Genomic DNA, 23,131 nt, shown 5'->3' on the forward strand with positions numbered 1-23,131 from the left:
ATCGTTCAACAATCCTATGGAATGGCGCCTCCCGAGGCGGGCCCTCTGGTCACAGCTCGGCCGCCACTGATGTGAGGTCCTAACGGGGCCAGGGTGGCCCATGCGTTCACGGGTATGGGCTCGGGGCGGCCACAACATAGGGGGAGGAATCGCAATGTCGACTCTGGGAATCATCGGAAGCGGAAACATCGGGTCGGCGGTGGCGCGGCTGGCGGTGGCGGCGGACATCGACGTGGTGATCGCCAACTCTCGCGGCCCGCAGAGCCTGGCAGGCCTGGTCGAGGAGCTGGGGCCGCGAGCTGTGGCAGGCACCGTGGAGGAGGCTGCCCGCGCTGGTGAGGCGACCTTGCTCAGCATCCCGCTGAGCGCCTACAGCTCCGTGCCTGCCGACCTGTTGCGGGGCCGGACCGTGCTGGACACCGGCAACTACTACCCCTCCCGCGACGGCCGCATCGCCGAACTCGACTCCGAAAAGATGACCACGACCGAGCTGGCCCAGCAGCTGTTGCCCGGCGCGCTGCTGGTCAAGGCCTTCAACAACATCCTGGCCCACCACATCCCCCAGCTCGCCCGGCCCGCCGGGGCCCCAGACCGCAGCGCGCTGCCCATCGCTGGCGATGACCCCGGCGCGAAGGCTCAGGCAGCGGAGCTGATCGACCGGCTCGGCTTCGACACCGTCGACGCCGGAACCCTCCCCGAAAGCTGGCGCTTCGAGCCCGAGTCCGGCGCCTACACCCAGATCTACCTCGCCGACCCCGACGTGCCGGTCGAGCGCATGCTCCAGGCCCCCGCCGCGCCGCTGCCGGCCGACACATTGCGCGCCGCGTTGGAGGCCGGCCAGCGAGTGAAGGTCGCTGACCGCACCTTCTAAAACTCACACCGAGGCAAACGGCGGAGGTGCCTAGTCTGTCCGGCGGGCGGTCAGGCGTGCCAGCCGGTCACCCCGCCCGGCACCGGCGCCGCCGGGTCGTAAGGCTCGCGGGTGAAGATGAACGTGTTGAGGTCGAGATGGTCGGCCGCCACCCGCAGCGTCTCCCCGGCGTAGTAGCCGTCCAGCCCGCGCCAGGTCCCGTCCGGCTGGGGGACGAACCGCGAGGCCCGCCCGGCCCCGCCGACCGGCTCCAGTGACAGGCCCCGCTCGGGCAGCAACCGCAGCGTGTACGGCTTGGGCCCCCAATGCCACAGCCCCGTCAGCGCGAGCAGGTTCGGGTCGGCCGGCACGGGCCGCCATTCGTCGGGCAGCCGCGGCTCGTACTCCTCCAGGATGTCGAGCAGGTCGGTGAGCAGCCGGCCGCTGAGCCCCGAGGTGGTGTTGGCCATGAACAGCACCCCGACCCCTTCGGCCGCGTCCGCCCACACGGTGGCCAGGAACCCGGGCATGGATCCGCTGTGCCCGGCCAGGCGCCGGCCGCCGTCCCTGGACAGTTGCAGGCCCAGCCCGAACCCGCCGGTCCAGGTGTCGCCGTCGTCGACGCCGACCGGTTCGCGCATCTCGGCCAGCGTGTCGCCGCACAGCACGCCGCCGGTGTCGCCGCACAGGAACGCCGCCCAGCGGGCCAGGTCGTGCGGGGTCGACCACAGTTGCCCTGCCGGGCTCATGGCGTCGGAGTCGTGCTCCGGCTCGGCGAGCACGACGTCGGCCCACGGGTGCACGGCGTAGCCGGTGGCGTGCGGGGCGCGGGGGCGGGCGGTGGTGTCGTTCATGCCGAGCGGGGTGAGCACCTCGCCGTGGACGGCCTGCAGCCAGGTGGTGCCGCGCAGGTGGGCGACGAGCTCGCCGAGCAGGGCGAAGCCGACGTTGGAGTAGTGGAAGCGGCGTCCCGGCCGGTGTTTGAGCTCGCCGGGGCCCAGGCGCTTGAGCAGGTCGGCGGCGGGGATGCCGGGGGTGCGTTCCCACCAGGCGGTAGGGGGTTCGGCGGTCAGCCCGCCGGTGTGCGACAGCAACTGGGCGATGGTCAGGTGGCCGTGCGGGGCGCCGGGCAGGTGCGCGTCCAGGGGGTCGGTCAGGGCCAGCGCCCCTTCGTCGCGCAGCCGCATGACGACCACGGCGACCATGGATTTGGTGATGGAGCCGAGCCGGTATTGGGTGGCGGCGGTCGGGGGTGCGTCGCCGACGCGCCCCCGGCCGCCGAACCACGCCGTCCGCCCGTCGCGCACGATCGCGGCCGTCAGCGACGGCACCCTGCATTCGGCCTGTTCGACGGCCAGTCTGCGCAGCAGGGCGCGGGCCGTCGCGTGTCCCACCTGACTCATGAGCGACAAGAGTAGCCGCTGGATCGGCGCCTGCCGCTCCGCTCAGATCAGCACCAGCCGCGGCCCGATCAGCTCGCCCTGGTGGGGCTGGGGGTGGGCCTGGTCGTGGTAGTAGTGACCGGCGTACCAGACGACGACGTTGGCGCCGTTGATGTTCTCGCCGTTGAGCCAGCGGTTGATCGCGGCGCGGTCGCGGGGGCCGGGGTTGCCGTCGTCGAGCTCGCGCGGGTGGTGGCGCAGGAACCACAGGTCGGACACGCCGTAAGCGTCGGCGGTGCCGTCGAACTCGCCCGGATGGATCTGGAAGCCGCGGCCGGACGCCTTGTCGCGTACCTGCCAGTAGCGGGCCCGGGCATCGGCAGGGCGGCGCCGGCGGGAGGTCTCGCGGATGATCGGGACGGGTTCGGGGATGATCGAGCCGGTGTCGTCGATCTGCTCGACGACGTCGTTGCCGGCGCCTTCGATGTCGAAGTCGAGCCGCCAGTAGGCGTGGTGGCGGTGCACCAGGCATGTCATGGGGTTGCGGGTGGCGGCGAATCCGAAGCGCGGGCTGATGTCGCCGTTGTCGCCGAGCCGCCAGTCGCTGGCGTAGCGGTACCAGCCGGCGGCGATCTCACTGACGATGCGCAGTTCCTCGCCGTCGTGGTGGAAAGCCACGCCCTGGAAGTTGCCGGCGTCGGTGTCGGGGCGCTCCAGGATGGTACGGGGGCTGCTGGTGCACAGCCGCCACCCCCACCCGACCGGGTCGGAGCCGGTGGCCGAGAACCGGGTTTCGAAGGCGACGTCGTCGCGGAAGGTCGTGCCCTCCTCGTATTCGACGTTGAGGATGGGCAGGTGGGCCTGGCGCAGCAGGAGCCGGCCGCGGTAGCGGACCTCGCGCAGCTCGACGCCGCCGCCCAGGCCGGGGTTCTGCGGCGCCGAGGCGCGCGGCCGCACCACCAGCAGGTTCCACAACTCGGTGGCGCCGCGGTGGACGCGCACGCGTACCTGGTCGGGGCCGCCGCGGTCGACCAGGGAGTCGACGCCTTCGGGGACGCTGTTGTCGCAGTCGTGGTGCATGCGCACGTTGACCCCGGCCGGGGTCCAGTCGACCACGTGGTTGACCAGGTCGACGGCGACGATGCGGTGGCGCAGCCCGGTCGGCTCGGCCGGCGTGTACACCCCGAGCGTGGGGCGGCGCACGGTGGTGCCGTCGGGGTTTTCGGCGTCGGCCAGCGGCGGCATGGGCCGGTAGACCACGACGTCGTCGCCGGCGGGGAAGCGGGGGTCGGCGCGCAGGATCGCGGCGGCGGCGAGGAGTTCGGCGCGGCTGGGCTGGGGCCGCCAGGCGCTGGGCCGAAGGTCGGCGCGTTCGGGCCGGTCCAGGGTGCCGCGCAGCTCGACGGCGCGGTTGCCGACCGGGTCGAACACGCTCGCCTGGAACGGTGCGTTCTCGCCGGGGTCGTGGCCGAGGCCGGGGGCGAAGGCGACGGTGAGCCTGTCCGGGCCGGCCACCTCCAGCGCCGATAACGCCTCAGGATGCTCGGCGATCGCCTGGCGCAGCCGCTGCTCGGTCAGCCCGGCGCGGGGCACGGCTTCGATCGTGACGCGTACGTCGTCCATGGACTCTCCAGTTGTCGGGCTGGTCACCGGGAAGGGGCGCGGTCGAAGGTGTCGAGGATGAGCGCGGTGGCGTCCAGGTCGCGGGCGGTGGCTCCGAGCCTGGGCACCTCGATGGGGCCGGGCCAGGTGTGGCCGCCCCCGTCGACCGTGTACAGGCGCAGTGTGGCCCCGCCGGGGCAGGATTTCCAGCCGCGCAGCCGTACGTGCTCGCTCAGGCCGCTGCTGGTGCGGCCGGCGCAGCCGTGCGCCTTGGCCCAGCCGTCCATGACCTGCTCGACCGGCGCCAGCACCACCAGCTGAGCCAGGGCGCGCAGGTCGCCGGTGGCGTCGCGGAAGGGGTGGCCGCCGCGGTAGGGGACGATGCGGTCGGCGGTGCCGTGGAAGGCGATGATCGTCGTGGGGCGGGGCCGGTCACAGGGGGGCGCGATGTTGAGCCCGGCCACGGCGGCGATCCCGGCCAGGCGGCCGTCCATGGCGCACACCAGGCCCGCGGCCATGCCGGCGCCGTACGACATGCCGGCGGCGAACTCGCGTCGCGAGTCGACGCACAGCCGCTGCTCGAGCCGGTCCAGCAGCGCGGTCATGAAGCCGGTGTCGTCGGGGCCGCCGGTGTGGGGCAGCGTCCAGCCCATGCGGCCCTCGGCGGCCTGCGGGGTGGCCACGATGTAGCCGCGCAGCGAGCCTTCGGCGGCCAGCCGGCTGTAGGTGCTCTGCTGGCGGGCCGAGGAGCCGAGGCCGTGCAGGTCGAGCAGGACCGGGTGGGGGCCGTCGCCGTCGGGCACCGACAGCAGGAAGCGGCGCTGCTGCCCGCCGTGGGTGAGGGTGTGGCTGCCGGGCCGCAGCGGCTGGGCGGCCTGGCAGCCGCTGGTGGGAGACGGCGTGGGGGTGGGGACCGCGGCCTGCGCGGGCGGGCGCGGGGCGGGCGGGCCGCCGCAGCGGGTGGCCAGCAGGACCGCCAGCATCACGATGATCGCGCCTTTGGCCATGGCCGCCTCCCGCCCGCCTGCCGGTCCCTTGAGGGCAGTGTGCTGCACGCCGCGCCCCCGCGCACCCCTTCGCCCGGCCCTGGCCCCACCTACCTGGCAACCCGGAACCGCAGGTGCGTGACCGCATCGGAGGCGATCACCCGCGTGCGCTCCAGTTCGATGGGGCTCAGGTCCTCCAGCAGCCGGGTGCCGCCGCCCAGCATGACCGGCACCAAGCTGATCTGCAGCTCGTCCACCAGCCCGGCGCGCAGGAACTGCCGCCCGGTCTGCGCGCCCATGACGATCACCTCCTTGTCGCCGGCTGCGTCCTGTGCGGATTCGATGCTGCTGGCGATGCCGTCGGTGATGAAGGTGAAGGTCGCGCTCTTCATGGCCAGCTCGTCACGGGCCTGGTGGGTGAGCACGAAGGTCGGCACCGGGAACGGCGTGTCCTGCCAATGGGGCAGACCGACGTCGAACGTACGCCGGCCGACCACGACCGCGCCCGCCGAGGCCGTGATCGCGGCGATGATCTCCGTGTCGCGCGGATCGGGCCGCTCGGTGAACATCCACTCGTGCAGCCGCATGCCGCCCTCGCCCATCGGATGCTCGGCGCCGACGTGCGGACCGGCGACGAACCCGTCCAAGGACATGCTCTTGTACAGCACCACGGAACCCACGTGACCTCCTGGACATCGTCTTCAGGAGGTGGACCGCCCGCCCTGCCGTAATTCATCGGCACACGCTGGGCTCGGGCCGGCATCGGGAGGCCGTGAGCGCAGGGGAGTGTCGATCATGGCTCGCCCAGGGTGAGGTGGCCCGTTACCCTGACCGTCATGCGAGCGCACCTCAACCAGATCGTGGTTGACTGCCGGAATCCGCACCAGTTGGTTCGCTTCTGGGCGGCCCTGCTCGGCGGCGACCCCGTGGATCGTGCCCGGGGCTGGTCCCACGTCGAACCGCCCGGCAGCGTGCGGCTGGCGTTCCAGCCCGTGGCAGAAGACAAGGCCGGCAAGAACCGGCTCCATCTGGACATCGTGGTGGACGCGATCGAGCCGGCCATCGCCTACGCCCTGCGGCTGGGCGCCGCCCGGATCGGCGAGACCGTCTGTGACGACCAGGGCTCCTTCCAGGTCATGTCGGACCCCGAAGGCAACGAGTTCTGCTTGGTCACCCCTGCCGGCTGATGCCACCCGGCCGGCTCACCGCAGGAACAGGTGCTCCTGCCTGGCGAAGTCTCGGCCGGCGTGTTCCATATCCTCGTGGTGCTCTCTCAGGTGACGCGGGTGTCGTAGGTCTCGCGGTTGGCGAGCACATCGTCCATGTGCACCTCGGCCCAGGCCTTGAGGCCGCGCATCATTTCGTACAGTGACAGGCCGAGATCGGTCAGCTCGTAGGAGACCGTGACGGGCACGGTCGGCGTCACGGTGCGGGTCACCAGGCCGTCGCGCTCCAGGGAGCGCAGCGTCTGGGTGAGCATCTTCTGGCTGACGCCGGCCAGCAGGCGCAGCAGCTCCGAGTAGCGCATCGCCCGGGGCTCGCCGGCGCAGTCAGTGCCTGGCTGGTGCGAGCTGCCGAGCGCGGCCAGGATCAGCGTGACCCATTTGTCGGAGATCCGGTCGAGCAGTTTGCGACTGGGGCAGGCCGCCAGGAAGGCGTCGTACTCCACCTTGGCCTGTGCTCTCTGCTGGACTGCCGTCTTCGTTGCCATCGACCACTCCTCTCACCTGCGGATGCCTTACGCACTCCGAAGTGCCTACTTCCGCATAGGAAGCTACACACCAATGATGGTGCAAGGCGCTGTCAGGCACCATCCCTGAGCTCAACACGAAAGGCACAGTATGAGCACGCTCTCCGCTTCGCTTCCCGGCGGCACCTGGACCCTGGGCGATCTGACCGTCACCCGGTTCGGCTACGGCGCTATGCAGCTCGCCGGCCCCTGGGTCATGGGCCCGCCTGCCGACCGCGACGGCGCACTCGCCGTTCTCCGCGAGGCCGTCGCCCTCGGCATCACCCACATTGACACCGCCGACGCCTACGGGCCGCGCTTCACCAACCAGCTGATCCGCGAAGCGCTGCACCCGTACCCGGACTCGCTGCACATCGTGACCAAGGTCGGCGCGACCCGGGACCAGGAGGGAGGCTGGCCCCCGGCCCGGCGGCCCGAAGACCTGCGCCGGGCCGTCCAGGAGAACCTGGAGAACCTCGGCCTTGAGACGCTGGAGGTGGTCAACCTCCGGCTCGGCGACGCCCAGGGTCCCCAGCCCGGCTCGCTCGCCGAGGCGTTCGACACACTCGTCGAGCTCCAGCGGCAGGGCCTGATCCGGCACCTCGGCGTGAGCAACGCGACGGCGGAACAGGTCGCCGAGGCACAGGCGATTGCGCCGATCGTGTGTGTGCAGAACATGTACAACCTTGCCCACCGCCAGGACGACGAGCTGATCGATGGGCTCGCCGAGCAGGGCATCGCCTACGTGCCCTTCTTCCCGCTCGGCGGCTTCAGCCCGCTGCAGTCCTCGGCGCTCACGGCCGTGGCCTCCCGGCTGGACGCGATGCCGATGTCGGTCGCCCTGGCCTGGCTGCTGCAGCGGTCGCCGAACATCTTGCTGATCCCCGGCACCTCGTCGGTGGCGCACCTACGCGAGAACGTTGCGGGCGCGGGCCTCTCGCTCTCCGAGGAGGACCTCACCGAGCTGGACAAGATCGGCCGCTGACGGCAGAGCGAACGTAATGCTCTTGGCCGGTGAACATCCGTGAGAGCCGGCGACCCGGCGCGAGCGCTGCCCACTGCGCCGGGGTCAGGCGAGGCGGCTGACCTCGCCGGTGTCGATCGAGTAGTAGGCGCCGATCACCTTGAGCTGCCCCTTGGCGATGCGCGGGGTGAACAGCCTGTCCTTCTTGAGCTGGTTCACCACGTCGATGGTGTGGATGCGGATCATCTTGTCGACGTCGCCGCCCGAGCGATTGTAGGACGAGCGCAGCGATGAGGCGATGGTGCTCAGCTCTCCCGGCAGCTTCTTGTGGTCGTGCAGCGACTCCGCCGCGGCCGTGACGGCGCCACAGCGCTGGTGGCCGAGCACGACGACGAGCGGGGTGCCCAGTTCGGCGGGGCCGTACTCCGCCGAGCCCGTGACGAGCGGGTCGATGGTCTGCCCGGCGGTGCGCAGCACGAACACGTCACCCAATCCGGTGTCGAAGACGAGCTCGGGCGCCACCCGCGAGTCGATGCACGAGAAGACGACCGCGAACGGGTCCTGCTTCTGCGCCACCTCCGCCCGCCGCGCCGTGTCCTGGTGCGGGTGTGTGGAGGTGCCGGCCACCCAGCGGCGGTTGCCTTCACGCAGTCTCGCCCAGGCCGCATCGGGTGTGGCGGGACGCTGCTCCGGCGTGGTGGTCCCGCTCGAGGACGGAACGCTCTGAGCATGGACGGCGGTGCCCGCAGCGGCCGTCCCGGCGAACAGGCCTCCCACGGCAAGACCGGCGCGCAGCAGCCCTCGCCGGCCGATCGGTTGATCATTTGGCATGGCCTTGAGTATGCGCCGCCCACGCGTTTACGCGCTAGAAAATGTAACACTCATCACAGGGAACATCGCACACTGTTATGGCCAGCATGGTCCGGCCGGTCACGCCGGGGCCGTCCACGACGCACTCTCCCCGGACGACGAGCGCCCTGGTGGCCGCATTGCGGCAAGCACTGGCAGGTCAGACGTGGCCGACTCGTCGTAGGCCGTCGGCGGCGTGGTCCTGCAGCAGGCGTTCGCCTTGCCATCAGGCCGCGAGGGATGCGTCGGTCCCGTAGAGGAGTTGCTGAGGGCCGCAGGGCCACATTGCCGGGTGATGTACTCAACTTCAGGCGGATTGCGGCGACTTCGCGGAGCGCAGCCACCAACGGGTGAGAAGCCACATGCGCGGCGGAGACCGTCGCAACCCGCGGCTCATTGGGCTTGGTTCACTCACCAATCCCAGTCATGTCCCCAGGGGCCCCACCACCAGCGCCGACGGCGGCGGCAGCGACGGCGACGCCACCAGCGGCGGCGTCTGCAGCCCCCTCCTTCCTCGAAGCCAGGCATTCCGGCCATCATTTCCCCCCGTGGATTGGTACCAGAATCCTCTATGCCGACATTAACACCCAAATCATGACAAACTATGATATATTCTTCATTTTCGCCGAGATTTGACGGCAAATTCAATACGTAAAAGCCACTCATGGCCGTGCTTACCAGGACATGGGAATCGTGGCCCTCATGCCAGGAGCAGTGGTGACCGCCGGACCTTCCCAGCCTGGTCCGTCGGCGAAATGGCTAGCGTCATCCTGAAACACCGACGCGGAAGGGCAACCAGCGTGAACAAGGGCCAGCTCATCAAGGGCGCCTGAACCGCATGCCTTGGCGCTGACGACGCGGCGGCCCAGCGATCGGCCGGCATCGCAGTGGAGGGAGCAGAAGACTCAGAACCTCCAAGCTCATAGGGAATCCGGTGCCGGGCCAGCCCCCTTGAGGCTATGGGGAGCTTATGCGCAGTGTGGCACAGCACATAACCTGTGTGCCGTTTGACGTATTGAGGAACGCTTGAGTGCCCTTTGAATGGTCGCGAACGGTCGATGGAGCTTTTCGTCTCGTGACGGAGATCCATCGGCAATTTCCACCACAATCAAAGGATAGGCACCATGCGTATCACCAAGCACCTGGCTCGACTGGCGCTGCCGACCCTCGCCGCCGCCGCGCTGGCCGGCGCCCTGGCCACCCCCAGCCACGCCGCCACCCCCACGGCCTACGTCACCAGCGTCAACGACCTCTACTACGAGGGCAGCGACTTCGCGAACAAGATCAAGCTGGTCAGCTTAAGCGCTGGGAGGATCGTCACCCTGGAAGATACCACCGGCACGGGGATTGAACCCGGCACTGGGTGCCGGCGGAATGGATCTTCCAACAAGGTCGTCTGCGAGGTCAGTACGCCGATCAAGGTCATCAAGTTGATGACCGGCGGCGGCCCCGACGAGGTTCGGGTGGACACGTCGCTCACCACCCGGATCGAGGGCGGGGCGGGCCGCGACACCTACTTCGGCGCCTCCACCTCCACCGGTACCAACGTCACCTTCAACGGCGGTGACGAGGTCGACACGGCCGACTTCGGACTCAGCACCTCCGGTGTGCTGGTCGACATGGACGACCAGGCTGACGATGGCCGCCTGAACAAGGACCACGACAACATCGACACGACCGTGGAGAACCTGCTCGGCAGCGACTTCGACGACTCGCTGCGAGGCAACTCCAACAAAAACTGGATCGTCGGCCGTGAGGGCGCCGACGCGCTGCGCGGCGGCAACAACGACGACGAGATCTGGGCCACGGAGGCCGCGGGAGCCGACGGCTCCAAGGCCGACAAGCCAGACCTGAGCTGCGGCACCGGCAACGACATCATCCGCGTTGACCTGACCGATCCGCAGGTTTCCGGCGACTGCGAGACCGTCGATCGGCGCTGATCATGCCTGGTGGGGAACCTGCCTCAGTCCTCCGTGACCGAGGTCTCCACCAGTCAGCCACGTGTGGCATCACTTTAGGCCCCGGCATCCTCACTCCGAGGAGGATGCCGGGGCCTTTCGTCTGTGGCGTGTCACGCCGCGCGATCAGATCGTCGATCCGGTCGGCGAGGCGCCGTTCAACGTCGAGGAGTGCCTCAGAGAAGGACCCGTGGGTCATACGGCTCGGCCGGTGCGAACTCGTCGCGCCATGCACGCTTGCTCAGCTCCGAGGGGGATGCCCCGGCCTGCCGGGCTTCCAGCAGCTTGTCCGGGTCGACGAAGTGGCCGATGGGCTTGGCGGCGAAGTCGGGGGAGTGGCGCATGTGCTCCATGGAGGTTCAGCTGTCGCCGTAGTTGTCGACGTGGAGCTCGACGCTGTTGCCGTCGGGGTCGGTGTAGCAGAACGCGGTCTGGGCGCCGGCGTCCGTGCACAGCACGGGGCCGATGCCCTCGGCCTTGCGCGTTGACAGCGTTCTTGCCAAACCCTCCAAGCGCCGGAACCCGGCCCGGTCTCCCGCAGGGCCGCCTCAACGGCCGCCCGCACGCTCCGTTGCTTGCTCCCTGGCCCCACCACTGTCACCCGCCGGACGGGCGAGGCGGACCATGGCGCGATACAGGGCGGTGGGCGCGGGAGCCGGCTCCAGCGGGGGCAGATCGGTGCCGGGAGTGGCCCAGGCGCGCAGCATCTGGCCGACCAGGCGGCGCCAGGTGTCAGATGCGGCGTCTGCGGTGGCGGCGACGACGCCGGCGTTGGCCATCAGCAAGATGACCATGTCCTGGTCGGTGAAGTCCTCCCGCAGGTGGCCGCTGGCCTTGGCGCGGGCGATGAGGTCGAGGAAGCCGTTGTAGGCCTCGGTGCGGCGGGCTTCCAGGGCTTTGGCGGCGGGGAAGGTCATGGCCAGTACGTCGGCGAAGCCGCGGTCGGCGGCCTGCATGGCGCAGACGGCCTGGACGTAGCCGGTGAAGCCGTGCCAGGGGTCGGGGTCGGCGAGGGCCTGGGCCGTGGCGGCGGCATAGGCGTCCATGCGGTCGGCGAAGACGGCGTTGATGAGTTCGTCGGGGGTGGCGAAGCGGCGCGACAGGGTGGCTTTGCCGACGCCTGCTTCGCGGGCGATGCAGGCCATGGAGACGCCGAGGCCGTGGCTGGCGTACAGGCGGCGGGCGGCGGCCAGGATGCGTTCGCGGTTGCGTTCGGCGTCGGCGCGCAGTCCCGAACCGGGCTGCTCGCCCGAAGACTCGGGGGAGTCTGCGGAATGATCCATGCCTTCCACTCTACCCAAGTGGAACAACCTACCCAATTCTCTTGTTACGCTGGGCAGCACAAACTGGGTAACCCGTTCCACTTCTCGAAAGGTGCAGCTCGTGCGCGCTGTCACGCTGAACTCCGTCCCTGAGGCCCCGGCCGTGGCCGACGTCCCCACCCCGCAGCCAGAGGCCGGGGAGGTGCTGGTGAAAGTGGCTGTCTCCTCGATCAACGGGTTCGACGCCGCCACCGCGGCCGGCTACCTGCAAGGGGCGATGGAGCACCGCTTCCCGCTGGTGGTGGGCAAGGACTTCGCCGGCACCGTCGAGGCGCTCGGCGAAGGCGTCGAGGGCTTCACGGTCGGCCAGGCGGTCTTCGGCGTGGTGATGAAGCCGTTCCTGGGCACCGGGTCGCTGGCCCAGTACGTCACCGTGTCCGCCGGCTACGGCATCGCCCCCATCCCCGAGGGCCTGGGCGTTCAGGAGGCGGGTGCGCTGGGCCTGGCCGGCACCGCGGCGCTGGACAGCCTCAACGCCGTCGCCCCGGCCGACGGCGAGACCATGCTGATCTCCGGCGCCACCGGCGGGGTGGGCGCGCTGGCCGTGCAGCTGGCCGCCGCCCGCGGCGCCCGCGTCATCGCCACCGCCCGCCCCGGCGCGGAGGCCGACTTCGTCACCGGCCTCACCGACGCCAAACTCGACCTCGTCGACTTCAGCGGCGATCTGCCGGCTCAGGTCCGGGCGCTCGCCCCGGAAGGGGTGGACGCCGTGCTGCACCTGGCGGGCGACGGCCCCCAGCTCGCGAGCCTGCTGCGTCCGGGCGGCCGCCTCGCCTCCACCCTCGGCCTGACCGCCGACGCCGTCGAGGTTTCCGGCGTCACCATCCACACAATCATGGCCGACACCAACCCGCAGACCCTGACCGCCCTGGCCACCCAGGCCGCCTCGGGCGCGCTGCGCGTCCCGGTCACCGCCACCTACCCGCTGGAGCAAGCCCCGCAGGCGTTCGCCGCCTTCGGCACCGGCGCGCTCGGCAAGCTCGCCATCACCTGCTCCTGACCCTGTCCGACCCCGTCCATCACCACGAAAGAGATCTGATCGTGCCCACCATTGCCATCGTCGGCGCCGGTCCCGGCATGGGCCTGGCCATCGCCCGTACCTTCGGCAGCCGCGGCTTCGACGTCGCGCTGATCGCCCGCACCAAGGACAAGCTCCAGACGCTGGTCGACCAGCTCGGCCAGGAGGGCATCACCGCTGAGGCGTTCCCTGCGGACGTGCTGGACCGCCCATCGCTGACCGCCGCCCTCGACGCGGCAGCCGGCCGCTTCGGCGGCATCGACGTGCTGGAGTATTCCCCGGCGCCGCACTCGCCGGTGCCCGGCCTCACCATGGCCGTCCCCAGCGAGGTCACGGTGGACAACCTGCAGCCACAGTTCGAATACAACGTCTACGGCGCGCTGGCCGCCGCTCACGCGGTGCTGCCCGCCATGCGGCAGGCCGGCGCCGGGACACTGCTGTTCACCACCGGCGGCGGCTCGGTGCACCCCGTACCCATGCTCGGCAACGTCAACGCCGCCGCCGCGGCGCTGCGCAACTGGGTGCTCAACCTGCACAACGAACTGGCCGGCAGCGGCGTGTACGCCGCGCACGTGGCGATCAACATCTGGATCGGCGAGGGCGGCCCCGAGGGCATCCCGACCGCCACACCCGAGCAGATCGCCCCCCTGTACTGGGACCTGTACGAGCGCCGCGACCAGCCCGAACTCGTCTTCAACGGCTGAGGCGGCCGGCCACACCCCCGCCAGGCGGGAGCACCACGAGCCGGGCTCCCTCTCACCCCTACCGTCAAGGAGATCTTTCGATGAACGTCGTCCTGTGGATTGTGCAGGCCATCCTGGCCGCCATGTTCGGCATGGCCGGAGTGATGAAGTCCACCCAGCTCAAGGACAAGCTCGCCCCCATGCTGCCGTGGGTGGAGGACTTCTCCGCCGGCACCGTCCGCCTCATCGGCATCGCCGAGTTGGCCGGCGCGCTCGGGCTGATCCTGCCCGCGCTCACCGGCATCGCGCCCGTCCTGACCCCGCTGGCCGCGACCGGCCTGGCCGTGGTGATGGTGCTGGCCGCACTCACCCACGCCCGCCGCAAGGAGCCCGGCGCGATCGCCTTCAACGCGGTCCTGTTCCTGCTGGCCGCGTTCGTCGCCTGGGGCCGCTTCGGCCCCTACAGCTTCTGACCCCGCGCCGCTGACCCCTGCCTCTGCCGCGAGGAGCCAACCACCTCATGAGTGTCACCGTCTTCGGCGCGACCGGCGGCATCAGACGACGTGCCGGCGGTCGGCGACGTGAACCACGACTGGCCGTTCCCCACGGCCGCCGTCGCCCACCACTGCGGCAGCGGCACCACGGGGCCGGGGTGGGGGGTGCCCGCCGTGGCCGTGCCGGTCATGTACGGCCAGCCGTTCTGGGCGTCCAGGCTGACGGCACTGGGCGTGGCCCCGGCCGCGACCCCGTTCCGCCCCTGACGCCCGCACGACTGGCCGCCGCACTCGCCACCGCGGGCCCGGCCACCGAACAGGGTGACAGCCGCCGAACATCCAACACATTGGGATGACCAGCAAAACGGCGTCACCTGATGGCCCTGGGCACACCAGATCATCACCGCCCTGAGCCGGCTGCGCGTCCTACCCGCCTCGACCTGACCAACACCAACCGCCCCAATGACGAAGAAGGGATCAACGCCGGCCCGACGGGACAGCCAGACCACCACACTGACCACAACGCGAATTCAACCTCAGACGGACACCTCAGCCGCCCACACGAAGATCGCGGCCCAGGCCAACCCCTCTTCGCTCGATGTCTTTTCGCTTAAGCTTTCTTTGGGTATGCATGGAGTCCTCTGACAATCCTGTCCACGAAAGGCCCTTTCGTGAATCCCCTCTTTCCGGACAACTACTACGAGCCCGCTATCGGACTCGTCATTTTCCTCGTCACCCTGTTCGTCGTCGGCAAACTGCTCGTACCCCGCTTGCAGAAGACGCTGGCCGAGCGGGTCGACGCGATTGAGGGCGGCATCATGAGGGCAGAGGAGGCCCAAGCCAGGGCCCGGAATCTTGAGCGGCAATACCACGAGCAACTGGAAGAAGCCCGGCGCGACGCGGCGCGGTTGCGGGAGGAGGCCCGTCAGCATGGCGCACAGATCAGGGCGGAGTTGCGCGCGCAGGCGCAGGCCGAGGCCGGCAACGTCATCGCGATGGCGCGGGCCCAGATCGAGGCCGACAGACAGGCGGCGTTCGCCCACATGCGCCCGGAGATCGGCCGTCTGTCGACCGCCCTGGCGGGCCGCATCATGGGGGAGTCACTGGAGGAGGACGTACGGCAGACCGGCATCGCGGAACGATTCCTGGACGAGCTGGAGAACCGAACAGTTTCTTGAGGTAACAGGCCGATCATTGGCCGAGACCGCGGCATAGTGGCCTGACGACCTCTATAGTGAATCCATTTCGTCCTCCCGTGGCCTGGGCGATGCGGTGGTTTTTGAGGACGGCGAGACCTTGCTGGTTAACTGCCTCTTCGTGATTGGCCCGGCCAGTGTTATCAGGTGATCGCGTGAGATGACGATGCGTGACCGTTGAAGGGACTGCTCTGGAACGAGAAGCACCCGTGGTGGTAGATCATGTCCTCGCCAAAGAAGCCGGTTCGGCCTATAGGCCACCGACGTGCTGCGGCTGCGCCCCGACCACTTCGACCCCGACCTGCCCGAGATCGACTTCACCACCCTGGCCGAGGCGGCGTAGGCGGCCATGCGGGGCAGGCTCGCCCAGCAGCTTGGCGATCGAGGTGAGCGACCGTCCAGTGCTCAGGGCCCGGCCTGGGTGAGCAGCACGATGAGTTGGAGCATGCCGTAACCGGTTGCCGCCGGCAGTTGGAGCAGGAGCGGCACCAGCGGGAACGAGCCGAACGTAGCCATCCCGAATGCGATACCGGCGATGTTGGTCGTCCACACGCCGCGGCGGGCGAGCATGCGCCTGTGCACCAGCGGCGTACGCCCCCGTAGCTCGGCCACCACCCATGCGACGAGGGCGAAGGCCGCCCCGCCGAACAGGCCCAGTGTCAGGCCGCTGGCCCAGGTCCTGGGCTCAGACGAGCAGCTGGAGCAGGTGGCGCGCAGCCGTGTGCTGGGCGTGCATGAGCCGGTATTGGCCGGGTGGCATGCCGTAGGCGTGCTTGAAGAGGCGGTTGAAGTGGGTGGCGCTGGCAAAGCCCCAGCGGGCGGCGATCGCGGCGACCGGGCGGTCGGCCAGCGTGGGGTCGGCCAGGTCGCGGCGGCAGTGCTGCAGCCGCCGCGTCCTGATCCACTCGGCCACCGGTTGCTGTTCCTCGGCGAACAGCTTGTACAGCTGCCGCAGTGAGATGTGGTGCGCGGCGGCGATCGACTGGGGTGACAGGCGCGCATCGCCGAGATGCCGCTCGATGTAGCAGTAGATCTGCCGCCGGTGGGCCCGTCGGCGCGCGGCCGGTGCGTCGAGCTCGGTTAACAGGGTGGCGAGCGCGAGGCCGAGCGCGGCCTCGGCAGGCGTAGCCAGTGTCATGGCGTCGGGGGGATGGGATGGTGGGAGCGGATGACGTCGCCGGGGTCGACCTGCGCTTTGACGCGTCGTAGCCGCAGGTAGGTTTCCGGCGGGAACAGGGTCGAGGCCTCGGCCGGGCCTTCGGCGAAGTTCAGATAGCGGCGGCCGGTGTCCCACGGGCGCATGGCGCCGGTGAGCCGTTCCAGGTCCTCGGCCACGGCGGCGCCGGTCTCGGGCCGGTCGGCAATGCCGCCGGCGATCAGGGCGAACGTGGCGTCGATCGAGGTCAGCGCCCCGCTGCCGGGTGTGGGGCGGGCCAGCGCCGCGCCGAGTTGGCGCAGCTCCACCGTCACCAGGCGGGATCCGGAGCCAGGCCCCGCCGTCTGCACCAGCGCGTCGATCCCGGCCGGCGGCAGCTCGCCGAACAGCCGGTGATCGCTGATCACGGGGACGGGCTGTTCGGGGTCCAGGTGCAGCCGGCTGAGCGCTGCGGGCGCCACCATGGCGAAGGTGTCCAGGCCGGGCGCAAGCCCACGCAGCGGGGCGAGCACCTGCTCGCCGAACCTCTGGTCGCCGAGCACGGCGGCGTCGATGTTGACCACGGAGCGTCCGGGCAGGGGTGCGGCCGGCTCCGGAAGGTGCAGGATGCGGGCGGAGGAGGTGATCTCCTCCGGGGCGGTGGCCTGCCAGGTGTTCCAGGCGTGCAGCACCTCGCCGGCGCGTTCCCACGGCCAGAACAGGCCGCCGGCGTAGATGCGCGGGATCGGCAGGAGCTCGAATTCCAGCGCGGTGACCACGGCGAAGCTGCCGCCGCCGCCGCGCAGCGCCCAGAACAGATCGGGCTCGTGGCCGGGGTCTGCGCGGATGAGGTCGCCGTCGGCCGTGACCGCCTCGGCGGCCAGCAGCCTGTTGCAGGCCAGGCCGTGTTTGCGGGCCAGCCAGCTGAGCCCCCCGCCCAACGTGTAGCCGGCGACGCCGACGTCGGGTGAGGAGCCGGCCAGTGCGGCCAGTCCGTGCTCGGCGGCCGGCTCCGCGACTTCGATCCACAACGTGCCTGCTCCGATGCGTGCCTGGCGAGCCTGCGGATCGATGTGGACGCCGTTCAGGTCGGCGGTCTTGAGCAGCACAGTGTCGTGCAGGTCGGCGAGGGCGGCCGCGGCGTGGCCGGTGGTCTGCGCCGTGATGCGCAGGCCGCGCTCCCGCGCCGCGGTCACCACGGCGGCCACCTCTTTCGGCGTGGTGGGGACGGCCACGGCGACGGGTTGCTGATCGGCGGCCAGGTTCCAGGCCTGGCGCGCGGCGTCCCAGCCCGCGTCCCCGGGCAGCAGGAACCGTCCCGGCAGGGCACGGCGCAGCGTCGTGTGGGTCGGCGTGGTGCTCATGGGCAGCTCACCCGCCGATTCCACTGCGCGAACGTGCCGGCCGGGTTGCGCTTCCACACCCACGCGTGCAGGTCGTAGTGGACCGGCTGGCCGGGTTCGTGCCCGGCCATCGGGCCGTCGAACGCACGCCCGAACAGGCGCGGCCGGTCGGTGTCGGTGCCTGGGTCCTGGTCGGCGTCGGTGCGGTAGTACTCGACCCCGATCAGACGCAGCCGCCCGGCGCGCCGCTCGTACAGCAGCAACTCCGGCCGTCGCAGGTCGATCGCCGGGTCGGCGGACAGTCTCGGGTGGGCGTAGTGGTAGCCCATCGCGCCGGTGCCCTCCGGATCCTGGGCGCAGGCGCCGGCCGCGCGGTAGCCGGCCTTGCGCGCCACCTCCACCGAGTGGAAGCGGGCCGTGGCCTTGCGGACCTCGGCGATCTGCCGGCCCACACCGGCCCCCGCTCCGGGCGCGGGCCGGTCCTGTGTCACCGCGGAGGCCGTGGCAGGGCTCGCGGCGAGCGCCACGAGGCCGAGCGCGAGGATGGGAAGGATGCGAGAGTTCGTCATCGTGTGCCTCCCTTGGCTAGGGGAAGGCACCAGTCTGGCCACGCTGCGGTGAGGCGATGGAGACCGCGATTGCGGGGTCCTGGCCGACCGGCACCCCCTCATTCGGGGGGTTGGCGGCCTCGTGCGGGCCTGGCCATAGTGGAGGGATGAACGGGAGTTGGAATGCGACCACTGCCGATCACCATGCGTTGCTGCTCAAGCACGCCGCCGCGGCCGAGAGCATCGCCGAGCTGTTCCGCGTCACGTCCCAGCATCTGCGCCGGCTGATTCCGTATGACGGGTCGGGTTGGTTCGCCACCGATCCGGCGACCGGACTGCCGACCGCGCCCAGCCGAGCGGAGAGCGTGTGCAGCCACGACCCCGACGTGTGCATGGCTTACTGGGAGCGCGAGTTCCTGACCCAGGACGTCAACCTGTTCCGGGATCTGGCTCGCGCGCCCGTCCCTGCCGCCGCGCTGCGGGCCGCAACCCGTGACCGTCCCGCCCGCAGCGCCCGCTACCTCGAGTTCGTCCGGCCCTGGGGGTTCGGCGACGAGCTGCGCGTGGTGCTCCGTGCCGGTCGCGGCGCCTGGGGGTACGTCGCCCTCCTCCGCAAGCAGGGACGGCCCGCGTTCGACACCCACGAGATCGAACTGGCCGCCAGCCTGTCGACGCCGCTTGCGGAGGCGATCCGCGTACACGCGCAACAGCCTGCACGCCCGCTCGTCCCGGGCGAAGGCCACGAGCCCGGCCTGATGCTCTTCAGCTCCGACGGTGTGCTGATCTCCAGCAACGATGCCGCCCACGGCTGGCTCGAAGAGGTGCGCGGGGATTGCTTTGTCGACCCACCTCGCCTGGCTGCACCCGGTGTGCTGGAAGCACCCGATGCCGCCTCGCCGCCGATGGTGGTCTTCGGGACGCTCATGCAGGCCCGGGCCATCGCCGAGGCACGCGAGCGCGGCATCGCCCGGGCCAGGCTGCGCTCTCCTGTGACCGGCCAGTGGGTCGTCTGCCACGCATCATGCCTGCGGAACCCCGACGGCCGGCCCGGCAACCTGGCGCTCGTGATCGAGCCCGCGAAGGCGGCGGAGATCGCCCCGATCATCGTCCAGGCCTACGAGCTCTCCCCTCGCGAGCAGGAGATCACCCAGCTCATCGCCCAGGGCGCCGCGACCGCCGAGATCGCCGGCCGGCTCAGTCTGTCCGCGCACACGATCCGCGACTACATCAAGGCGATCTTCGAGAAGGTCGGCGTCTCCAGCCGCGGCGAGCTGGTGGCCAGGCTCTTCGCCGAACACTACGCGCCCTTGCACTTCGAGCCCGGCAACCTCGACGCCGCTGCATGCCCAGAGGAGTGAACGCCCCCTGCACTCCACGTTGAGGCGGGAACGTTCACCGGCTTGCCGGGGCGTCAGTGATTCGTTGGCTGTTCCGGACTGGTGGGAGTGTCACTGCCCGTGGCGCTGCGGTGGGGAGGGGACACGCTGTGCGGTGAGCACGGGCTGGAAGAACCCGCTGGTGGCCGGGGTGTGCCAGCTGATGCCGGTGAAGCCGGCGTCGGCCACGGAATCCGTCAATTGCCGACGGGTCAGCGCCCAGTAGGTGGTACGGCGCACGCGGACATCCCAGGTGCTTCCGGCGGGCAGGAGCTGGAAGTGTTCCAGCGTGTAGCGCTCGCCGTCTTCGTGCCAGTGCCACAGCTGGAAGGTGATCACCTGGCCGTCGGAGGTCTGGGACACCTGGGGAGGTGTCGCCGTGGGGTGGGTCCGGCGGGCCTCGTCGTAGGCCCGGACAGTGATCACCAGTAGTCCGCCGTCCCGGAGTACCCGTCGCATGCCGAGGAGGGCTGTCTGCAGGTCTTGCGGGGAAAGCAGATGCGGGAGTGAGTTGTCGGCACACAGGACGACGTCGAAAGCGGATGTTGTGAAGGGAAGTGAGCGCATGTCCGCCGCGGCTGTGGGAAGACTGGTGCCGCGGGCCGCGGCTTCGACAGCGGCGCGGGCGGCGGCGACGGGGCTCAGGTCGCTGCCGACGACCTTGTATCCGGCCAGAGCAAGCCCGATCGACTGGGTGCCGATTCCGCAGGAGCAGTCCAGAACCAGGTGCGGTCCTGGCCCGAGACGCGGACGGATGAGCCCGTCCAGCGCCTTGGCCTGGCGCGCCATGCTCGCATCCCAGTCCGGGTAGACCAGGTGGTAGTCGGCGGCCAGCTCATCATAGAAGTCCCTCACCGAGAACCCGGACACGCCTCCCACCGTAGTACGAGCGTCGTGCGTGCTCACGGGCCTGGACCTTCAAGCTGCACTTGTCCAGGCCCAGCCGCCCATCGGCGACCCTTCTCGCTGCGGATGCGGGCGCATTCGCGGCGCTGTGCGGCCGGCCCGGCCGGGGGTGGCGGTATTGAGTGGCGCGTCGGCGCAGGTAGGCAGGCCTACAGGTCGCGAGACAGTGCCCTACGATCCCGCACGATCCCGCACGATCTCGCACCGGCTTGTGTCCTTGCTCGTCGGGCAGCCGACGAGCACGTACCAGCTTGGCCATCTGGAGCTCCTCGGGCGGCGCTTGTGCGGGCCGTACGCCAGCACGTCGGTCAGCCCCAGGTCGGCCGCCGCACGGACCGCCTGCGGGGCCCACGTACCAGTGATCCGCCGCATCATCTGCGCAAGCTCTTTCGCATCTGCGCATCGTCGGCCGCGCTGTCATCGCGGGGTCATGAGCACGACGGGCATGCTCCTTGCCCTGCCGTGCACGCTCACGTGCAGACCCCGGCTGGGCGGGCAGGCTGGAAGCATACGTGTTCTTCTCCTCGGCGGCACCTGGTTCCTCGGCCGGCGCGTAGCCGAATGGCTTGTGCAGCGCGGTGACGCGATCCTGCTGGCTCGCCCCGATCGTCCCCGCCGTGCCGCCGTCTACGAGGCCTACACCGGCCTGCGCTGCGGCCGCGAGCTGTCGCCGCTCCCCTTGACCGAGGACTCGCCCCTGCGCCGCGACCGCTACCCCTACCGGGGTGCCGGTCATCCCGACGTGCCCGATGACTACGACAAACTCGATGTCGAGGAGCGCTGGCTGCCGCGGGGCGCGATCGTGCTGCGGCTTCCGCTCATCTACCGAGGTGCGGGCCAGTGCTCGCTCCCGCTTTCAGGCGGGAGGTGTAGGCCCGCGCGGGAAGGCCCCCAAGGGCCTGAGCGTGTGCCCTAACTCGCGCTTCGGGACCAGTCGTGAGCGCGTCTGGTCTTGTCTCATTTCTGGGGCTGGTCCTGGGATTGGATGTACGTGCGGACGGTGGCCTCGTTCGCGTCGCCGGTCGAGCCCGCGTAGTAGGAGCGGGACCAGAAGTGGCCGCCCCACAGGTGTGTGCGGACGTGGGCGCTGTATTCCTGGCGCAGGTAGCGGGCCGAGACGCCTTTGAGGGAGTTGACGAGGGAGGACAGAGCGACCTTGGGCGGGTAGCGAACCAGGAGATGGACGTGGTCGTGTGCGCCGTTGAACTCGGTCAGTTCACAGTCGAACTTCTCGCACACCTCTTTCATGATCTGTTCGCAGCGTTCCAGCATCGGGCCGGTGAGTGCGTCCCGCCGATATTTCGTGACAAACACCAAATGCGCGGACAGATCGTGGACGCAGTGACGCCCGGTTCTGATGTCGGGGTTCGGTTCCCATCGCGGTGACATACACCAAACGATAGAATGCGCCCCTGTGGAGCAGGAGAAACGCAACCGCGCTCATGTCGCCCGCCTGGAGTTGGACCAGCGGCAGAGCGCCGTGTTGGACGGCCAGGCACACAACGCGCGCACACTGTGGAACCTGCTGCACGAGTTCTTCACCTTCCGGCAGGGCCGGTTCGCCTCACTCGCCCAATGCGACGAGGCCATCCGAGCCGCCCGCAAAGAGATCGACTGGCTCAACGACCTGCCCGCCCAAGCGGCGCAAGCCGTACTGAAGACCTACCGGCAGGCATGGGCGAACTACGTCAACCCCGACCACCCCGCCCGGCGCCCCACGTTCAAGAGCCGCCTGCGCTCCCGGATGGCCGTGGACGTCCCCCAGGCGCGGGACCTGAACATCACCCGGATCAACCGCCGGTGGGGCGCGGTCACCATCCCCAAACTCGGCCGCATCCGCTTCCGATGGACCAAAGACCTGCCCGGCGTCACGAAGAGCGGCCCGCACGGGAAGATCACCGGGGCGCGGCTGGTGAAGGAGGCAGGCGGGTGGCACATCGTGTTCCGGATCCAGACCGAGCAGCCGGTGCCCGCCCCGCATCCGGGGCCGCACACCGCGATCGACCGGGGCATCGCCGTGCCCTTGGCACTGTCCACCGGAGAGAAGATCTTCCACCGTGACCAGTGGCTGACCGGCGGGGAACAGCAGCGGCTGCTCCGCCTGGAACGCAAAGCCGCCCGCCAGAAACGAGCCGCGAAACCCGGACAGCCTGCCAGCACCCGGCTGAAGACAACCTACGACCAGATCGCCCGCCTGCGCGCCAAAGCCAAGCGCCGGGCCATCGACTGGCAGCACCAGACCACCACCCGGCTCACCGACCGGTTCAGCGTCATCGTGCTCGAAGACCTCAAGGTCAAGAACATGATGGCGAGCGCCGCCGGCACCACCGAACAGCCGGGCACGAACGTGGCCCAAAAACGCGGCCTCAACCGCGCCATCGCCGCACAGGCATGGGGACGCACCGCCGAGTTCCTCACCTACAAGGCCACCGACAAAGGCGGCAAGGTCGTCTTCACCCCGGCACCGGGCACCAGCCAGGAATGCCACGCCTGCCACACGATCACCGAAGGCTCCCGCCAGAGTCAGTCCCGGTTCGTGTGCAAGAACCCAGCATGCGGGTGGACCGGCAACGCCGACGTCAACGCCGCCCGCACCCAGTTGTACCGGTACAACTCAGCCGCCGGACGGGCGGTCACCGGACGTGGAGGCCCTGCACCACTGGGGCCGGTGAAGCGTCAAGCACCTCATGGCGGGACTACCCACACCGCCCCGCAACGGGTGGCCGCGTAGCGGCCATGAGAATCCTCCCCCGTTCATGGAGAGGAGCACGTCAAGGACCGTACGACTGG

Annotated in this window: 28 protein-coding genes; 12 read left to right on the forward strand and 16 right to left on the reverse strand. The window is 70.0% G+C overall.

The window, feature by feature from the left end; all coding sequences use genetic code 11:
• Positions 1 to 100: 100 nt before the first annotated feature.
• Positions 101 to 871 (forward strand): NADPH-dependent F420 reductase, encoded by a 771-nt coding sequence (locus tag OHA25_RS38690; protein WP_327581868.1) that lies wholly within the window; start codon positions 101 to 103, stop codon positions 869 to 871.
• Between the two features lie 50 nt (positions 872 to 921).
• On the opposite strand, the gene OHA25_RS38695 is transcribed toward OHA25_RS38690, so the two are convergent.
• From OHA25_RS38695 to OHA25_RS38710, 4 genes are read right to left on the reverse strand one after another with little or no spacing between them, the layout of a single operon-like run.
• Entirely contained in the window at positions 922 to 2,253 is a 1,332-nt protein-coding gene (locus tag OHA25_RS38695) for a serine hydrolase domain-containing protein (RefSeq protein WP_327581869.1), read from the reverse strand.
• A 42-nt stretch (positions 2,254 to 2,295) separates the two neighbouring features.
• Entirely contained in the window at positions 2,296 to 3,855 is a 1,560-nt protein-coding gene (locus OHA25_RS38700; RefSeq protein WP_327581870.1) for a hypothetical protein, read from the reverse strand.
• Positions 3,856 to 3,878: 23 nt separating this feature from the next.
• Positions 3,879 to 4,889 (reverse strand): alpha/beta hydrolase family esterase, encoded by a 1,011-nt coding sequence (locus tag OHA25_RS38705; protein ID WP_327581871.1) that lies wholly within the window; start codon positions 4,887 to 4,889, stop codon positions 3,879 to 3,881.
• A gap of 41 nt (positions 4,890 to 4,930) precedes the next feature.
• Positions 4,931 to 5,500 (reverse strand): dihydrofolate reductase family protein, encoded by a 570-nt coding sequence (locus OHA25_RS38710; RefSeq protein WP_327581872.1) that lies wholly within the window; start codon positions 5,498 to 5,500, stop codon positions 4,931 to 4,933.
• 156 nt (positions 5,501 to 5,656) lie between these two features.
• Between OHA25_RS38710 and OHA25_RS38715 the strand changes: the two genes are divergently transcribed.
• Entirely contained in the window at positions 5,657 to 6,007 is a 351-nt protein-coding gene (locus OHA25_RS38715) for a VOC family protein (protein WP_327581873.1), read from the forward strand.
• A gap of 86 nt (positions 6,008 to 6,093) precedes the next feature.
• Here OHA25_RS38715 and OHA25_RS38720 read toward each other — a convergent pair whose 3' ends face one another.
• The gene (locus OHA25_RS38720) at positions 6,094 to 6,531 is read right to left on the reverse strand and encodes a winged helix-turn-helix transcriptional regulator (protein WP_327581874.1); all 438 of its coding nucleotides are present in this window, start codon (positions 6,529 to 6,531) and stop codon (positions 6,094 to 6,096) included.
• A 130-nt stretch (positions 6,532 to 6,661) separates the two neighbouring features.
• Here OHA25_RS38720 and OHA25_RS38725 point away from each other — a divergent pair, with 130 nt between their 5' ends.
• Positions 6,662 to 7,534, forward strand: a complete 873-nt coding sequence (locus OHA25_RS38725; protein WP_327581875.1) for an aldo/keto reductase family oxidoreductase — start codon at positions 6,662 to 6,664, stop codon at positions 7,532 to 7,534.
• Between the two features lie 84 nt (positions 7,535 to 7,618).
• Here OHA25_RS38725 and OHA25_RS38730 read toward each other — a convergent pair whose 3' ends face one another.
• A complete protein-coding gene (locus OHA25_RS38730; protein ID WP_327581876.1) occupies positions 7,619 to 8,344 on the reverse strand; it encodes a carbonic anhydrase in 726 nt (241 codons plus the stop codon).
• 1,142 nt (positions 8,345 to 9,486) lie between these two features.
• On the opposite strand from OHA25_RS38730, the gene OHA25_RS38735 reads away from it, so the two are divergent.
• A complete protein-coding gene (locus tag OHA25_RS38735; protein ID WP_327581877.1) occupies positions 9,487 to 10,302 on the forward strand; it encodes a hypothetical protein in 816 nt (271 codons plus the stop codon).
• A 194-nt stretch (positions 10,303 to 10,496) separates the two neighbouring features.
• Here OHA25_RS38735 and OHA25_RS38740 read toward each other — a convergent pair whose 3' ends face one another.
• The 3 genes from OHA25_RS38740 to OHA25_RS38750 are packed head-to-tail and all read right to left on the reverse strand — an operon-like array spanning position 10,497 to position 11,603.
• Positions 10,497 to 10,664, reverse strand: a complete 168-nt coding sequence (locus OHA25_RS38740; RefSeq protein ID WP_327581878.1) for a hypothetical protein — start codon at positions 10,662 to 10,664, stop codon at positions 10,497 to 10,499.
• Between the two features lie 15 nt (positions 10,665 to 10,679).
• On the reverse strand, positions 10,680 to 10,823 hold the full coding sequence (locus OHA25_RS38745; protein ID WP_327581879.1) for a hypothetical protein: 144 nt from the start codon (positions 10,821 to 10,823) through the stop codon (positions 10,680 to 10,682).
• Positions 10,824 to 10,868: 45 nt separating this feature from the next.
• The gene (locus OHA25_RS38750) at positions 10,869 to 11,603 is read right to left on the reverse strand and encodes a TetR/AcrR family transcriptional regulator (protein WP_327581880.1); all 735 of its coding nucleotides are present in this window, start codon (positions 11,601 to 11,603) and stop codon (positions 10,869 to 10,871) included.
• A 100-nt stretch (positions 11,604 to 11,703) separates the two neighbouring features.
• Between OHA25_RS38750 and OHA25_RS38755 the strand changes: the two genes are divergently transcribed.
• From OHA25_RS38755 to OHA25_RS38775, 5 genes are all read left to right on the forward strand, one after another.
• Complete coding sequence (locus OHA25_RS38755) at positions 11,704 to 12,642, forward strand: NADP-dependent oxidoreductase (RefSeq protein ID WP_327581881.1); 939 nt, start codon at positions 11,704 to 11,706, stop codon at positions 12,640 to 12,642.
• Positions 12,643 to 12,683: 41 nt separating this feature from the next.
• On the forward strand, positions 12,684 to 13,364 hold the full coding sequence (locus OHA25_RS38760) for an SDR family NAD(P)-dependent oxidoreductase (protein ID WP_327581882.1): 681 nt from the start codon (positions 12,684 to 12,686) through the stop codon (positions 13,362 to 13,364).
• 80 nt (positions 13,365 to 13,444) lie between these two features.
• On the forward strand, positions 13,445 to 13,816 hold the full coding sequence (locus OHA25_RS38765; RefSeq protein ID WP_327581883.1) for a DoxX family protein: 372 nt from the start codon (positions 13,445 to 13,447) through the stop codon (positions 13,814 to 13,816).
• Positions 13,817 to 13,906: 90 nt separating this feature from the next.
• Positions 13,907 to 14,104, forward strand: a complete 198-nt coding sequence (locus tag OHA25_RS38770; protein ID WP_327581884.1) for a hypothetical protein — start codon at positions 13,907 to 13,909, stop codon at positions 14,102 to 14,104.
• Between the two features lie 404 nt (positions 14,105 to 14,508).
• On the forward strand, positions 14,509 to 15,015 hold the full coding sequence (locus tag OHA25_RS38775) for a F0F1 ATP synthase subunit B (RefSeq protein WP_327581885.1): 507 nt from the start codon (positions 14,509 to 14,511) through the stop codon (positions 15,013 to 15,015).
• 423 nt (positions 15,016 to 15,438) lie between these two features.
• Here the strand turns inward: OHA25_RS38775 and OHA25_RS38780 are convergent, their stop codons facing one another.
• The 4 genes from OHA25_RS38780 to OHA25_RS38795 form a co-directional block, all read right to left on the reverse strand.
• Positions 15,439 to 15,648 (reverse strand): hypothetical protein, encoded by a 210-nt coding sequence (locus OHA25_RS38780; RefSeq protein ID WP_327581886.1) that lies wholly within the window; start codon positions 15,646 to 15,648, stop codon positions 15,439 to 15,441.
• A 70-nt stretch (positions 15,649 to 15,718) separates the two neighbouring features.
• Positions 15,719 to 16,171 carry a helix-turn-helix domain-containing protein gene (locus tag OHA25_RS38785; RefSeq protein ID WP_327581887.1) on the reverse strand — a complete coding sequence of 151 codons (453 nt, stop codon included), beginning with the start codon at positions 16,169 to 16,171 and terminating at the stop codon, positions 15,719 to 15,721.
• Positions 16,168 to 17,532, reverse strand: a complete 1,365-nt coding sequence (locus OHA25_RS38790; RefSeq protein ID WP_327581888.1) for an FAD-binding oxidoreductase — start codon at positions 17,530 to 17,532, stop codon at positions 16,168 to 16,170. Before OHA25_RS38790 ends, OHA25_RS38785 begins: the two co-directional genes overlap by 4 nt.
• A complete protein-coding gene (locus tag OHA25_RS38795) occupies positions 17,529 to 18,080 on the reverse strand; it encodes a hypothetical protein (RefSeq protein ID WP_327581889.1) in 552 nt (183 codons plus the stop codon). The genes OHA25_RS38790 and OHA25_RS38795 overlap by 4 nt, the downstream gene beginning before the upstream one ends.
• A gap of 146 nt (positions 18,081 to 18,226) precedes the next feature.
• On the opposite strand from OHA25_RS38795, the gene OHA25_RS38800 reads away from it, so the two are divergent.
• Entirely contained in the window at positions 18,227 to 19,417 is a 1,191-nt protein-coding gene (locus OHA25_RS38800) for a helix-turn-helix transcriptional regulator (RefSeq protein ID WP_327581890.1), read from the forward strand.
• Between the two features lie 90 nt (positions 19,418 to 19,507).
• Here the strand turns inward: OHA25_RS38800 and OHA25_RS38805 are convergent, their stop codons facing one another.
• Positions 19,508 to 20,341 carry a class I SAM-dependent methyltransferase gene (locus OHA25_RS38805; RefSeq protein ID WP_327581891.1) on the reverse strand — a complete coding sequence of 278 codons (834 nt, stop codon included), beginning with the start codon at positions 20,339 to 20,341 and terminating at the stop codon, positions 19,508 to 19,510.
• Positions 20,342 to 20,512: 171 nt separating this feature from the next.
• On the reverse strand, positions 20,513 to 20,716 hold the full coding sequence (locus OHA25_RS38810) for a hypothetical protein (RefSeq protein ID WP_327581892.1): 204 nt from the start codon (positions 20,714 to 20,716) through the stop codon (positions 20,513 to 20,515).
• 55 nt (positions 20,717 to 20,771) lie between these two features.
• Here OHA25_RS38810 and OHA25_RS38815 point away from each other — a divergent pair, with 55 nt between their 5' ends.
• Positions 20,772 to 21,257 carry a hypothetical protein gene (locus tag OHA25_RS38815; protein ID WP_327581893.1) on the forward strand — a complete coding sequence of 162 codons (486 nt, stop codon included), beginning with the start codon at positions 20,772 to 20,774 and terminating at the stop codon, positions 21,255 to 21,257.
• 41 nt (positions 21,258 to 21,298) lie between these two features.
• On the opposite strand, the gene tnpA is transcribed toward OHA25_RS38815, so the two are convergent.
• A complete protein-coding gene (gene tnpA, locus OHA25_RS38820; protein WP_327581894.1) occupies positions 21,299 to 21,730 on the reverse strand; it encodes an IS200/IS605 family transposase in 432 nt (143 codons plus the stop codon).
• A gap of 25 nt (positions 21,731 to 21,755) precedes the next feature.
• Between tnpA and OHA25_RS38825 the strand changes: the two genes are divergently transcribed.
• Positions 21,756 to 23,072, forward strand: a complete 1,317-nt coding sequence (locus OHA25_RS38825) for an RNA-guided endonuclease InsQ/TnpB family protein (RefSeq protein WP_327581895.1) — start codon at positions 21,756 to 21,758, stop codon at positions 23,070 to 23,072.
• Positions 23,073 to 23,131 lie beyond the last annotated feature (59 nt).

The sequence above is a fragment of the Nonomuraea sp. NBC_00507 genome (assembly GCF_036013525.1).
Classification (GTDB): domain Bacteria; phylum Actinomycetota; class Actinomycetes; order Streptosporangiales; family Streptosporangiaceae; genus Nonomuraea.

Bases quoted from the DNA above. Each gene is read 5' to 3' on its own strand.
- OHA25_RS38690 (WP_327581868.1), top strand. From the start codon at position 101: ATGCGTTCACGGGTATGGGCTCGGGGCGGCCACAACATAGGGGGAGGA.
- OHA25_RS38695 (WP_327581869.1), bottom strand. From the start codon at position 2,253: ATGAGTCAGGTGGGACACGCGACGGCCCGCGCCCTGCTGCGCAGACTG.
- OHA25_RS38700 (WP_327581870.1), bottom strand. From the start codon at position 3,855: ATGGACGACGTACGCGTCACGATCGAAGCCGTGCCCCGCGCCGGGCTG.
- OHA25_RS38715 (WP_327581873.1), top strand. From the start codon at position 5,657: ATGCGAGCGCACCTCAACCAGATCGTGGTTGACTGCCGGAATCCGCAC.
- OHA25_RS38720 (WP_327581874.1), bottom strand. From the start codon at position 6,531: ATGGCAACGAAGACGGCAGTCCAGCAGAGAGCACAGGCCAAGGTGGAG.
- OHA25_RS38725 (WP_327581875.1), top strand. From the start codon at position 6,662: ATGAGCACGCTCTCCGCTTCGCTTCCCGGCGGCACCTGGACCCTGGGC.
- OHA25_RS38730 (WP_327581876.1), bottom strand. From the start codon at position 8,344: ATGCCAAATGATCAACCGATCGGCCGGCGAGGGCTGCTGCGCGCCGGT.
- OHA25_RS38735 (WP_327581877.1), top strand. From the start codon at position 9,487: ATGCGTATCACCAAGCACCTGGCTCGACTGGCGCTGCCGACCCTCGCC.
- OHA25_RS38740 (WP_327581878.1), bottom strand. From the start codon at position 10,664: ATGCGCCACTCCCCCGACTTCGCCGCCAAGCCCATCGGCCACTTCGTC.
- OHA25_RS38750 (WP_327581880.1), bottom strand. From the start codon at position 11,603: ATGGATCATTCCGCAGACTCCCCCGAGTCTTCGGGCGAGCAGCCCGGT.
- OHA25_RS38765 (WP_327581883.1), top strand. From the start codon at position 13,445: ATGAACGTCGTCCTGTGGATTGTGCAGGCCATCCTGGCCGCCATGTTC.
- OHA25_RS38785 (WP_327581887.1), bottom strand. From the start codon at position 16,171: ATGACACTGGCTACGCCTGCCGAGGCCGCGCTCGGCCTCGCGCTCGCC.
- OHA25_RS38790 (WP_327581888.1), bottom strand. From the start codon at position 17,532: ATGAGCACCACGCCGACCCACACGACGCTGCGCCGTGCCCTGCCGGGA.
- OHA25_RS38795 (WP_327581889.1), bottom strand. From the start codon at position 18,080: ATGACGAACTCTCGCATCCTTCCCATCCTCGCGCTCGGCCTCGTGGCG.
- OHA25_RS38800 (WP_327581890.1), top strand. From the start codon at position 18,227: ATGAACGGGAGTTGGAATGCGACCACTGCCGATCACCATGCGTTGCTG.
- OHA25_RS38810 (WP_327581892.1), bottom strand. From the start codon at position 20,716: ATGATGCGGCGGATCACTGGTACGTGGGCCCCGCAGGCGGTCCGTGCG.
- OHA25_RS38815 (WP_327581893.1), top strand. From the start codon at position 20,772: ATGAGCACGACGGGCATGCTCCTTGCCCTGCCGTGCACGCTCACGTGC.
- tnpA (WP_327581894.1), bottom strand. From the start codon at position 21,730: ATGTCACCGCGATGGGAACCGAACCCCGACATCAGAACCGGGCGTCAC.